The 12776-nt window shown below is 35.9% G+C and carries 9 protein-coding genes and 3 pseudogenes; 10 read left to right on the top strand and 2 right to left on the bottom strand.

The features are described 5' to 3' along the window. Window positions 1-9: 9 nt before the first annotated feature. Window positions 10-426: an IS1/IS1595 family N-terminal zinc-binding domain-containing protein gene (locus QWZ06_RS16875; protein ID WP_290299798.1), complete on the bottom strand. Its 417-nt coding sequence runs from the start codon at window positions 424-426 to the stop codon at window positions 10-12. 160 nt (window positions 427-586) lie between these two features. Here QWZ06_RS16875 and QWZ06_RS16870 point away from each other — a divergent pair, with 160 nt between their 5' ends. The 8 genes and pseudogenes from QWZ06_RS16870 (at window position 587) to argH (ending at window position 9756) form a co-directional block, all read left to right on the top strand. Next, a complete protein-coding gene (locus tag QWZ06_RS16870) occupies window positions 587-1225 on the top strand; it encodes a GNAT family N-acetyltransferase (RefSeq protein ID WP_290299797.1) in 639 nt (212 codons plus the stop codon). After that, window positions 1197-2391: pseudogene (locus tag QWZ06_RS16865) on the top strand (argininosuccinate synthase). Before QWZ06_RS16870 ends, QWZ06_RS16865 begins: the two are co-directional and overlap by 29 nt. A gap of 54 nt (window positions 2392-2445) precedes the next feature. Beyond that, window positions 2446-3411 (top strand): N-acetyl-gamma-glutamyl-phosphate reductase, encoded by a 966-nt coding sequence (gene argC, locus QWZ06_RS16860; protein WP_290299794.1) that lies wholly within the window; start codon window positions 2446-2448, stop codon window positions 3409-3411. A 274-nt stretch (window positions 3412-3685) separates the two neighbouring features. After that, on the top strand, window positions 3686-4831 hold the full coding sequence (locus QWZ06_RS16855; protein WP_290299792.1) for an aspartate aminotransferase family protein: 1146 nt from the start codon (window positions 3686-3688) through the stop codon (window positions 4829-4831). A 338-nt stretch (window positions 4832-5169) separates the two neighbouring features. Continuing rightward, complete coding sequence (locus tag QWZ06_RS16850) at window positions 5170-6129, top strand: N-acetylornithine carbamoyltransferase (protein WP_290299790.1); 960 nt, start codon at window positions 5170-5172, stop codon at window positions 6127-6129. 174 nt (window positions 6130-6303) lie between these two features. Continuing rightward, the gene (argB, locus tag QWZ06_RS16845) at window positions 6304-7098 is read left to right on the top strand and encodes an acetylglutamate kinase (RefSeq protein WP_290299788.1); all 795 of its coding nucleotides are present in this window, start codon (window positions 6304-6306) and stop codon (window positions 7096-7098) included. Continuing rightward, complete coding sequence (locus tag QWZ06_RS16840; protein ID WP_290299786.1) at window positions 7073-8155, top strand: M20 family metallo-hydrolase; 1083 nt, start codon at window positions 7073-7075, stop codon at window positions 8153-8155. The genes argB and QWZ06_RS16840 overlap by 26 nt, the downstream gene beginning before the upstream one ends. Window positions 8156-8452: 297 nt before the next feature. After that, window positions 8453-9756, top strand: a pseudogene (gene argH / locus QWZ06_RS16835) (argininosuccinate lyase). A gap of 204 nt (window positions 9757-9960) precedes the next feature. On the opposite strand, the gene QWZ06_RS16830 reads toward argH, so the two are convergent. Further along, window positions 9961-10422, bottom strand: coding sequence for an Lrp/AsnC family transcriptional regulator (locus tag QWZ06_RS16830; RefSeq protein ID WP_290299784.1), 462 nt, complete (start codon window positions 10420-10422; stop codon window positions 9961-9963). A 240-nt stretch (window positions 10423-10662) separates the two neighbouring features. Here QWZ06_RS16830 and QWZ06_RS16825 point away from each other — a divergent pair, with 240 nt between their 5' ends. Together QWZ06_RS16825 and QWZ06_RS16820 are read left to right on the top strand one after the other, a co-directional pair. Next, on the top strand, window positions 10663-11553 hold the full coding sequence (locus QWZ06_RS16825; RefSeq protein WP_290299783.1) for an aspartate carbamoyltransferase catalytic subunit: 891 nt from the start codon (window positions 10663-10665) through the stop codon (window positions 11551-11553). Window positions 11554-11704: 151 nt separating this feature from the next. Beyond that, window positions 11705-12776: pseudogene (locus tag QWZ06_RS16820) on the top strand (carbamoyl phosphate synthase small subunit).

Genomic DNA, 12776 nt, shown 5'->3' with positions numbered 1-12776 from the left:
TCTATTTATCTACTTCTTAAACCTTTCCCATTTAATCAACATATACTTATCGGCAAACTGAGTGATAATAATTCCGGAGTTTTTAATATTCTCTTCCTGAGTAATGTATTCAATCAATTCGTTTTGTTTCAGTATTTTATATACGGGATGGAACTCTGAGTGGGGTGGTCTTGTGATGTTGTATTTTTTGATCCATGAGCTTATGCTAACATGAGAAACTCCGATGATTCTCTCAATTTCGCGGTAACTTAGGCCTTCAAGGTATAACTGTAATGCTTTAGTAACATAATAATCATCAATCTGTTTTCCTAATTTTTTTACAGTGAAATAGTAGTTGCAACTTTTGCATAGAAATCTTTGTTTGCTATTGATAATACCGCTTTTAACCACTTTGTTACCCTTGCATTTAGGACATGTATTTTCCATAACTATAGTATTTTAGCAAATATATAATAAATTAGCAAATATATAATTTTGATTAAAGATAATTTTACCTGTATAAATTTTTAAAACAAAAAAAATATCTTTTTTATTTGCATTTGAAAGAAAATATATTTTAAATTTGCCAAAAAATTCAGATAAATAAATGGAAATAGAAATTTCCTCATGCGAACATCTAATGTATGTGAGTGAAATACAGCAGGAAATGTATGATTCTGCACAGCGTAGAGGAACGGGAATCGCAAAACGTTCTATAGAATATTTGAGTAAGAAGATTTCAGAAGGCAATGCTGTGGTAGCTACTGAAAACGGAGAGTGGGTAGGTTTCTGTTATATAGAGACTTGGTCACACGGGAAGTTTGTAGCTAATTCGGGATTGATTGTGTCGCCCAAATTTAGGCATGGTGGAGTTGCTACTCAGATCAAACATAAAGTTTTCCAATTATCTAGAGAAAAATATCCTGAAGCAAAAGTATTCGGATTAACTACAGGACTTGCGGTAATGAAAATCAATAGTGATTTGGGGTACAAGCCGGTAATTTATTCTGAGCTTACTCAGGATGAAGAATTTTGGAGCGGTTGCAAGAATTGCGTGAATTATGAAATTCTAATGAAAAAGGAACGTAAGAACTGTCTTTGTACAGCCATGCTTTTCGTTCCTGATAATGTTAAAAAAGATGAGGTTGCAAACAGTCAGCCTGATAATAATAAAGTAAACAGTGTTGTGAATGCACAACCAGAAATTAAATATAGCAATGAACAAGAAAGTCATCTTAGCGTTTAGTGGAGGTTTAGATACTTCCTACTGTGCAAAATATCTTAGTGAAACATTGGGGTATGATGTGTATGCAGTTACTGTGAATACCGGAGGTTTTTCCAAAGAAGAAGAAAAAGAGTTGGAGAAAAAAGCTTTAAACCTTGGAGTAAAAGAGTACAGGTGCGTAGATGCTCAGGAAGATTATTACAACTCTTGTGTGAAGTATTTGATTTTTGGAAATGTATTGAAAAACAACACATATCCTCTTTCTGTAAGTGCTGAACGTACAATACAGGCTCAGGAAATTGCAAAATATGCGATTGAAGTAGGGGCAGATGCAATTGCTCATGGAAGTACGGGAGCCGGAAATGATCAGGTTCGTTTTGATTTAATCTTTCAGGTAATGTGTCCGAATATTGAGATTATTACGCCAATCCGTGACATGGCTTTATCCCGTGAAGAAGAAATTGAGTTTTTGAAAAGCCATGGCTATGAAATGGAATTCCATAAAGCACAATATTCAGTGAATAAAGGACTTTGGGGAACTTCTGTAGGCGGAAAAGAGACATTGACATCAAAAAATTATCTCCCAGAAGAAGCGTTTCCGTCTCAGGTAGAAAAAACTCAGCCTTCAGAATTGGAAATTGAATTTAAACGGTGAAGTAATAGCAGTAAATGGAGAAAGCTTTGAACACTCAGTATATGCTATTCAAAAAATAGAAAAATTAGCTTCTGCTTATGGAATTGGACGTGATATTCATGTTGGTGATACCATTGTAGGAATTAAAGGAAGGGTTGGTTTTGAGGCGGCGGCGGCATCAGTGATTATTAAAGCACACCACTTATTGGAAAAACATACCCTTTCAAAATACCAGCAAATGATGAAGTCTCAGTTATCCGATTGGTATGGAAACTGGCTTCACGAAGCACTTTTCTTAGATCCGGTAATGAGAAATATTGAATCTTTCTTAGCAGATTCTCAGAAAACAGTAAGCGGAAAAGTATTTATAACGCTTCATCCCTATAGATTTATTCTAAACGGAATAGAATCCAATCATGACTTAATGTCTGATAAATTCGGAAGCTATGGAGAGGCTAACAGAGCATGGACGGGGGAAGATGTAAAAGGATATACAAAAATTGTGAGCAATTCCTTAAATATATATCACCAGATTAACCAAAATATCAACTAAAGTTCCGAAGGAACGATTTAACCCAAGATAGGACGAAGTCCTGTCAGTTTAAAAATGAAGAAAACAATAGGAATAGTTGGTGCCAACGGTTATACAGGAAGCGAGTTAATACGTTTACTAGCCTTCCATCCCAATGTGACATTGAGTTTTTTATATAGTCGTTCTAATTCGGGAACCAGAATTTCGGATCTGTACCCGGATTTAACGACGGTTTGTGAGCAAGTGCTGACAGATCAGCCTGAAGAAGTAGATATTCTTTTTCTGTGTCTTCCGCATAAGGAAAGTCAGAATTGGTTAACTCAAAATCCGGTTAAACAAGAAACATTGGTGATTGATCTAGGAAATGACTTTCGTTTGGATGGAAATTTTGAAAACAGAAATTTTATCTACGGATTACCTGAAATCAATAAAAAACAACTGTCAGGTTCAAAAAGTATCGCAAATCCCGGGTGTTTTGCTACGGCAATTCAATTGGCATTGTTACCATTGGCAGGAAAAGAGGTGCTGGATGAGGTTTTTACTACAGGGATTACAGGATCTACAGGAGCGGGACAGTCTCTCCAGGCAACAACCCATTTTACCTGGAGGAATGATAATATTTCAGCTTATAAAACATTGACTCATCAGCATGTAGATGAAATTTTACAACAAATAGTTTTGTTTAATCATAAAGAGGTCAGCCTGAATTTTGTACCATGGAGAGGGGATTTTGCAAGAGGGATTTTTACAAGTTCTACGGTGAAAACGAATTTGGGACTTTCTGACATCTATCAATTGTATCAGGATTTTTATGCAGAGGCACCGTTTGTTACGGTAAGTGAAAAAGCAATTGATTTAAAGCAGGTTGTCAATACCAATCGCTGTGTGATCCAGATTGAAAAGAGTGGAAATGTTGCCGTTATTCACTCAGCGATTGACAATTTGTTGAAAGGAGCTTCAGGACAGGCTGTTCAAAATATGAATATCGCGATGGGTTGGGATGAAAATACAGGCTTGAATCTGAAACCGATAGCATTTTAAATTCAATTGATTAAAATAAGTCAATCGTAAGTTTTAAAAACTAACATCAAATCCGACTTAGGAAAATGGAGCGTTAAGAAAATTAATTCTGTGAACGTTAAGAAAATTCTACTGTTCGAAGTGCGAGGTGTATATAAAATCGAAGAACTCGTTTAGAATTCGCACAAGTTTTAGAATTTTTAGAGAATAGAACTAATTTTTAGCGGAAGTTTCCAGGTCTTGAACTTTTGTTTCTTTTGTTTCAAGACAAAAGAAATTAATTAAAAACAAAAAAATGAATTTATTCAACGTATATCCATTATTCAACATAAATCCGGTTAAAGCTCAGGGGTCTTTCCTTTGGGATGATAAAGGTGAAAAATATCTTGACTTCTACGGAGGACATGCTGTAATCTCTATTGGCCATAACCATCCGCACTACCAAAATAAATTGAAAGAACAATTGGAAAAGATTTCTTTCTATTCTAACTCTGTTCAGAATGAATTGCAGGTAGAACTGGCTGATAAACTGGGAAAACTTTCAGGATATGAAGACTACAACCTTTTCCTGTGTAATTCAGGTGCTGAGGCTAATGAAAATGCATTAAAGCTTGCTTCTTTTCACAATGGAAAAAGTAAAGTGCTTTATTTCTCAGGATCATTTCACGGAAGAACTTCTGCGGCAGTTTCTGTAACGGATAACCCGAAAATTGTTGCTCCGGTAAACTTTTCAGAACGATTCATTAAATCTGAATGGAATGATGTTAAGCAGCTCGAAGAAACTTTTGCAGTACATGGAAATGAAATTTCTTCAGTAATTATTGAAGGAATCCAGGGTGTAGGCGGAATTATGATTCCGACGGAAGAATTTTTATCTAAAATTAAAGAACTGTGTGAGAAATATGATGCTGTTTTGATCTTGGATGAAGTACAGTCGGGATATGGAAGAAGCGGATACTTCTTTGCCCATCAGGAATTCGGGATTCAAGCAGATATTATTACCACAGCTAAAGGAATGGGGAACGGATTTCCGGTTGGCGGAGTTTTGATTAGTCCTAAATTCCAGGCTAGTAATGGCTTGCTGGGAACTACTTTTGGAGGAAATCACTTAGCTTGTGTAGCTTCCATTGCTGTTCTGGATGTCATGAAAGATGAAAATCTTATCGAAAATACTCAGCAAATGGGCGAGTATATTGAAAATGAAATTAAAGATTTACCCCATATTAAATCCATTCGAAGGAAAGGATTGATGATCGGAATAGAACTCGACAGAGACTGTTCAGAGATAAGGAAAAGCTTACTGTTCGATCATCATATTTTCACTGGAAACTCAAACGATAAAAGTGTTTTAAGGATTCTTCCGGCACTGAATATCAAAAAAGAGGAAACGGATCTTTTTATCAATGCTTTGAAAACAGTGTTAGAAAGTATTGAAGATTAAAAAGGCTAAGAAGGTAAAGTGTAAAAAGAGAAGATGAAATTCTTACGCAATATTTGTCATTCCGTAGGAATCTAAACAGAGTAACTAGCCTTCGGAGTTTTTGAACCACAAAAGTCACAAAAGAATTTAAACACTTAAGTGATTGTAAGAAACTACTAAACGCTTAAGAAGTACACTGAAGTTTTTGAAAATCTTTGATTTTCTTCTTATGTGAACTTTATATGCAGTTTCATTTTAAACTAGCTTAAGTGTTCTAAAGTGTTTAAATAAGAGCTTTTCTCCTTTTGTGGTTAGATTAACAATTAATAAGTAAAGGAAATCTTTAAAATCAATTCAAAATGAAAAAATTCACCGCTGTAAGTGATGTAGAAAACTTACAGGAAATCATAAAAAAAGCTTTAGAAATTAAAGCAAACCCACTTTCAGAAACAGAAAAAGGAAAGGGAAAGACAATAGGTCTTGTATTCTTAAACTCAAGCTTAAGAACCCGTTTAAGCAGCCAGATTGCAGCACAAAATCTTGGTTTAAATGTATTGACTTTAAATGCAGCACAGGAAGCATGGAATCTTGAATTTGCTGACGGAGCGATAATGAACGGAGATACAGTAGAGCATATTAAAGATGCTATTGAAGTTTTAAATCAATATTGTGATATCATCGCTGTACGTTGTTTTGCAGGAATGAAGAGCAAAGAAGATGATGTGAATGAAAGCATTTTGAGTCAGTTTGAGCAACATGCAAAAGTTCCTGTCATCTCTCTGGAATCAGCAACGCGTCATCCGTTACAAAGTTTGGCAGATTGTATCACGATTACAGAAAATTGGAAAAAAGATCATAAACCTAAGATTGTTTTAACCTGGGCGCCACATATCAAACCGATTGCTCATGCGGTAGGAAATTCCTTTGCAGAATGGATGCAGGAAATGGATGTAGAGTTGGTGATCGCTAATCCTGAAGGATACGATTTGGATCCTGCTTTTACAAAAGACACAAAAGTAATTCATGATCAGGATGAAGCGTTGAAAGATGCGGATTTTATCTATGTGAAAAACTGGTCTTCTTTTAATGATTATGCAGCAATGCCAGAAGTAAAAGGAGATTGGATGCTTACAAACGAAAAGCTGGCGACTACCAACCAGGCAAAAGTAATGCACTGTCTTCCGGTTCGCCGTAATGTAGAATTGAGTGATGAAGTCATGGATGGAGAAAATTCTATCATCTACCAACAGGCAAAGAACCGTATTTTTTCAGCACAAGCTGTTTTTAGCGAAATTTTGGATGGCCTGAAAGCTGAATAATTCTTTTGCAAAATCCTTGTCAAGGTTTTAAACCTTGACAAGGATAGAATCCTCAATCAGATAAAATTATCCAATGAGTCCTGAAGGGACGATTTAACATAGGATTGGAATGTATTCCAATCAATTTAACCCCAAGATAGGAATGAATTCCTATTCTACAATAAATGTAAAAAAATGAAACAGAAAATATACATCATAAAAATAGGCGGAGCGCTCATTGATGATGAACGATTGCTGGATCAGTTTTTAGATCAGTTTTCCGAAATTAAAGAAAAGAAGATCCTTGTTCATGGCGGAGGTAAGTTAGCGAATACGCTGGCAGATAAACTCGGCATAGAGCAGAAGATGATCAATGGAAGGCGGATTACGGATAAAGATACATTGGATATTGTAACAATGGTGTATGCAGGGGGGATTAATAAAAATATTGTTGAAAAGCTACAGCAGAAGAGATGTAATGGCATAGGGTTTTCCGGAGCAGATGGAAATCTGATTAAAGCTAAGAAAAGAGAACACCCTGAGATAGACTTCGGATTTGTGGGCGATATTAATAAGAAGAGTGTGAATAAGAAGCTTATTTCAAAGCTTATTAAGCTGGATCTTGTTCCAGTATTTTCTGCGATTACCCACGATAGAAAAGGGAATCTTTTTAATACCAATGCAGATACAATTGCTTCTGTGATTGCTCAGGCTTTGTCTGAGAAGTATGAAGTGGAGTTGCTGTATTGTTTTGATAAGAAAGGAGTATTGGAAAATGTGGATGATCCGGCATCTCTGATCAAAAGTATTTCTGAAGACGATTTTATAACGTTGAAAGAAGAAGGGAAACTTCATAAAGGGATCTTACCCAAACTTGAAAATGCTCTTGGAGCGATAAAAAATAATGTAAATAAAGTGTTTTTGATTAAAGAAACAGAACTTAAAAACCATATAGAGAATCATCATGCAGGAACTGAAATCTGTTTATAATAAAGAAGAATTGTTGAACAATGCTGTTGAATTGCTTAAAAATTTGATTGAAATTCCTTCATTCAGTAAAGATGAATTCAATACGTCTGTAGAGATTGAAAACTTTTTCAAAAAGCATCAGATCCCGACGAAGCGTTTTAAAAACAATATCTGGGCGGTAAATAAGAACTTTGATGTATTTAAACCTTCCGTTTTATTAAATACACACCATGATACGGTAAAACCGAATAAAGCCTATACATTGGATCCATTTGTTCCTATTGAAAAGGATGGTAAGCTGTTCGGGTTGGGAAGTAATGATGCCGGAGCTTCTCTGGTTTCTATGGCGCAGGTTTTTTTACATTTTTATGATAAAGAAGATTTAAAATATAATTTAGTGATTGCGTTGACGGCTGAGGAGGAGATTTCAGGTTTTGACGGAATCGAGGCTCTGTACCCACAGTTACCTAATATAGAACTTGCCATCGTAGGAGAACCCACGCAGATGAATCTGGCAATTGCAGAAAAAGGACTGTTGGTAATTGACGGAGAGATGAAAGGAACTCCTTCTCATGCTGCTCATCCTAATGACGATAATTCGATTGTAAAATGCATGCAGGATCTGCAGGAGATTTTAAATTTTAAATTTCCAAAGGTTTCAGATTATTTAGGAGAGGTGAAAGTAACCTTGTCTGGAATTAATGCCGGTGTACAGCATAACGTAGTACCAGAATCTTGTCACTTTACTTTGGATGTAAGGGTAACTGACGAATATTCCAATAAAGAAGCCTTTGAAATTATCCAGTCTCAAATGAAGTCAACCCTTACAGCAAGGTCTTTCAGGTTGAATTCTTCAAAAATAGAAATGGATCACCCGTTTGTAAAAGCAGGAGTGGAAATAGGAAGGACAACCTATGGTTCCCCAACCTCTTCAGATCAGGCAATTATTCCATGTACCTCTGTGAAAATGGGGCCTGGAGACAGTAGGCGCTCTCATACAGCGGATGAATTTATCTATATCAATGAAATAGAAGAGGGAATAGAGATCTACATCCAAATTTTGGAAAAGGTGTTGTAAAGATATCAGATACTAGACCTCAGATATCAGATAAAAATAAACAGTCTGATATCTTACATCTGAATATCTACAATATATTTTGACTAATGCTCAGCAGGCAATAAAGTTTACGTTTTAATAAGGATTTATGCAAACAATACCATTAAAAAGTGACTTTACATATTAAGGAAATGTTTTTTTATAGTTAATAATAATAAGGATAGTCTTGCTGGGCTTGTCAAAATCAATCAAATATTTTAAATCGGGCTGTGCGTCGTAATACGATGTTTTGCAGTCTTAGAAAATCAATTATTACTTATGAAAAAGATATGGCAAAAGGATGACCTGGCCACCAATATATTAGTCAATAACTTTACCGTAGGAAAAGATCTTGACTTCGACGAACGTTTAGCAAAATATGATGTTAAAGGTTCTATGGCACATTGTACAATGCTTGCAGAAACCGGAATTATTTCTCTGGAAGAATCCGAGCAAATGCTGGCGGTGTTAAACGATATTTTACAGGAAATTGAAAACGGAACTTTTGAAATTGATAAAGAAGCTGAGGATATCCATTCTCAGGTAGAAGCGATCCTGATTACAAAATTAGGCGATACAGGAAAGAAAATTCACACGGCAAGATCAAGAAATGATCAGGTTTTATTAGATATAAAACTGTATTTATTAGATGAAATCCGTGAAATCACAGCACTGACTGATGAGTTTTTCCAGATTTTAATCCAGCTGGCAGATCAACATAAAAATGTATTGCTTCCAGGGTATACCCACTTACAGATTGCAATGCCTTCATCGTTTGGATTGTGGTTTGGAGCGTATGCAGAAGCCCTTTTAGATGATGTGGAAATGCTGTTTTCAACAAAAACATCATCAATAAGAATCCACTGGGTTCGGCAGCTGGTTATGGTTCGTCTTTCCCAATTAATCGTGAAAGTACAACCTATAATCTTGGGTTTCAGTCTATGAATTATAACTCTGTGTATGCCCAGATGACTCGTGGGAAATCAGAGAAACTATTGGCGATGGCAATGGCAACATTGGCGGGAACACTTGGGAAATTTGCTTATGATGTATGTCTGTACCTGAATCAGAACTTCAATTTCATCAGCTTTCCAAAGGAGTTTACAACAGGAAGCAGCATTATGCCGCATAAAAAGAACCCTGATATTTTTGAGCTGGTTCGTGCACGATGCAATAGAATTCAAGCGCTGCCAAATGAATTGATTTTACTGACCAATAACCTTCCTTCAGGATATCACAGAGATGTACAATTGACTAAAGAAATTCTTTTCCCGGCTATTGATTCATTGAAAGAATGTCTGGAAATCTTAAGTTATACCTTACCGAATATTCAGGTAAAAGATGGAATCCTTGAGGATGAAAAATACAAATACCTATTCAGTGTAGAGAAGATCAATGAAGAAGTAAAAAGCGGAAGTTCTTTCCGTGATGCTTATGTAAAAGTAGGACAGGAAATCGAAAACAATGAATTTGAATTTGAACCTGGCGCTCTGGATCATACTCATCAGGGAAGTATAGGAAATCTTTGCCTGGATAAAATAGAATACCAGTTCAATAAACTGAAGAATAAATTATTAGGTTAAAATCTAAACCATTAAGATATATAAAGGCTTGAGCTGACATAAAAATCTAAAAATTACTTTAGAATCGCCTTATGTTTTATCGTTGTGAAATCCTTAAATCTTAATTGCTTAAGCTGTCTTAATGGTTGGATTTTATTTTGATCTTTGAAATTGATGATTGTGATGAAATCACATAAAGCTTCTTAAGGCTTAAAAGTAAAAGAACTATTCAAGTTCAATTTTGAATTTAGTAGATTTTTTCACCTCATGAAGGACGATAGAACTGTGGTACTGTCCGATATTAGGAACGTTTGAGATAACATTAACTGCAAATTCATTATAAGAATTGATGTCTTTGGCAATAATCTTCAACATATAGTCATACTCTCCGGAAAGACTGATGATTTCCTGTACTTCATCATACTTTCCAATATGTTTCTCAAAGGTTTCCAATACTTTCTTGGATTGCTCTTTAAGACGAACATTACAGTAAACAACAATGTTTAACCCAAGCTTCTCACGATCTAAAAGGCCTACATACTTTTGAATGATCCCGTGCTTCTCCAATTGTTTGATTCTTTCATACGTCGGAGTAAAGGTAAGACCGATCTTTTCTGAAATTTCTTTCACAGATAAAGTGGAGTCTTCCTGAATAATGCTGAGAATCATTTTGTCTTTTAAATCCATAGAATAAATTTGAATGTTAACAAAAATATTAATTTTAAATGAGAATAGGTAAATACTAAGGGTTTTAATTTATTTTAAAATTTGTTTTTGGAGGTTCGTGAAATTTTTGTATCTTTGCACCTAATGAATAAAAAAGCATTTATATCATTAGATTTACCGGGCGAAAGCGCCCTTTACGATATTTATTGTTATTAGCGAAGATTGTTGTCTTCGCTTTTTTTATGCTTAAAAATTAAGATTATGTTTACGATTACAGAACTAAGTACCGAGAAAATCAACAGTATACTGACAGAAGCGATGGCTTTCAGAAATGGAAAAACTGCTAAAATTGAAGGCGAAGTTTTTTGTTCCAATCTTTTCTTCGAAGACAGTACAAGAACAAAGACAAGCTTTGATATTGCAGAAAGGAAATTAGGATTACAGGTTGTTCCCTTTGATGCTTCACACAGTTCTGTAAATAAAGGCGAGAGTCTTTATGATACCGTAAAAACTATTGAAAGCCTTGGAGTAAACCTTGTCGTGATCCGCGATAAGAAAGACAGATATTTTGAAGAACTGAAAAATATTAAAATTCCTGTCATCAATGGAGGCGACGGCACAGGAAACCATCCTTCACAATGTATGCTGGATCTGATGACTATCTATCAGGAATTCGGAAAATTTGAAGGATTAAAAGTAGGAATTGTAGGCGATGTGAAACACAGCCGTGTTGCCAATTCAAATGCTGAAGCTTTAAGAAGATTAGGCGCTAAAGTATATTTCTCCGGGCCTGAGCAATGGTTTGATGAAGGAGCATTAATCAATGGTACTTATCTTTCAGTAGATGAATTGATCGCTGAAGTAGATGTTCTGATGCTATTAAGAATCCAACACGAAAGACACGATGCAGCCATGAGTTTCACGGCATCTGACTATCACAAAAGATATGGTTTGACCAAAGAAAGAGAACAAGCCATGAAAAAAGAAGCAATCATCATGCACCCGGCACCCATCAACAGAGGAGTGGAAATAGATTCAGACCTTGTAGAATGTGAACGTTCGAGAATCTTCAGACAAATGGAAAACGGGGTTTTTGCCAGAATGGCCATCTTAAAGGATGCATTGGAAGAAAAAGGGTTTACCTTTAAATAAAAAGAGCCAAGCGAGCTCCGTAGGAGCGACCCGTTAATAGCAATTGTAGGGATACACCCTATTAATAAAAATGGGGTAAAGCCCCTGGGAAAAATAAAAAGAGCCTCGTAGAGGCGACCTGTTAATAAAAAAGAAAATCTAAATAGAAAAAATGAAGAAAAAATTAATACTGGAGTCCGGTGAAGTATTTCATGGAGTAGGTTCGGAGCAGAATTGGAAACTGCAGGAGAAGTAGTTTTCAATACCGGAATGACAGGGTATCAGGAATTGATCTCTGACCCATCGTATTGTGGTCAGATAGTTTGTATGACCTATCCGCTTATCGGGAATTATGGTATTAACCGTGATGATTATGAAAGTATTGAGCCGGCAATCAAAGGGCTTATCGTAAAAGAACTTTGCGATCTTCCTTCTAACTTCCGTACTCAGATTACTTTAGATGAACTATTTAAAAAGAAAAACCTTTCAGGAATTTCAGGAATCGATACAAGAAGACTGACAAGAATTCTTCGTAATTCTGGAGTAGTGAAAGGAAAAATTGTAAATGCGGATGCAGATGAAGCAGCAACAGCTGCAGAGCTAAAGACAACCACTTTCCCAATCAATCAGGTGGAAGAGGTTTCTACAAAAACACCTTATGCAAACCCTAACAGAGGTTTCAAAGTTGTGTTGGTAGATTTCGGAGCCAAATTAGGAATCATTAGAGAATTATCTCAAAGAAACTGTGATATCATTGTAGTTTCTCATGATACAACAGCAGAAGATATCCTATTAATGGATCCAGACGGAATCATGCTTTCAACGGTCCTGGTGACCCGGAAGATGTACCCCATGCATTAGATATGATCCGCGGATTATTAGGGAAAGTTCCAATTTTCGGAATCTGTTTAGGACACCAGTTAATTGGTCTTGCTTGTGGAGCTAAAACATTTAAATTGAAATTCGGACACAGAGGAGGAAATCACCCTGTATTAGACTTAGAGAAAAACACTGTAGCAATCACTTCTCAGAACCACGGATATGCTGTAGATCAGGAAAGTTTAAAAGGTACAGACCTTATTGAAACTCACATTGCCTTGAATGACAGAACCAACGAAGGCTTGAAACACAAAATTCACCCTTGTTTCTCTGTTCAATATCACCCTGAAGCAAGCCCTGGCCCAGAAGACGCAAACTACTTGTTTGATGAGTTTATTCAAATGATGGAGGACTTTAAAAAGTAA

This window comes from Chryseobacterium tructae (genome assembly GCF_030409875.1).
In the GTDB taxonomy this organism is placed as follows: Bacteria; Bacteroidota; Bacteroidia; order Flavobacteriales; family Weeksellaceae; genus Chryseobacterium; species Chryseobacterium tructae.
Note: the sequence above shows the minus strand (reverse complement) of the source record. Positions and strands in the feature narration are given on the sequence as shown.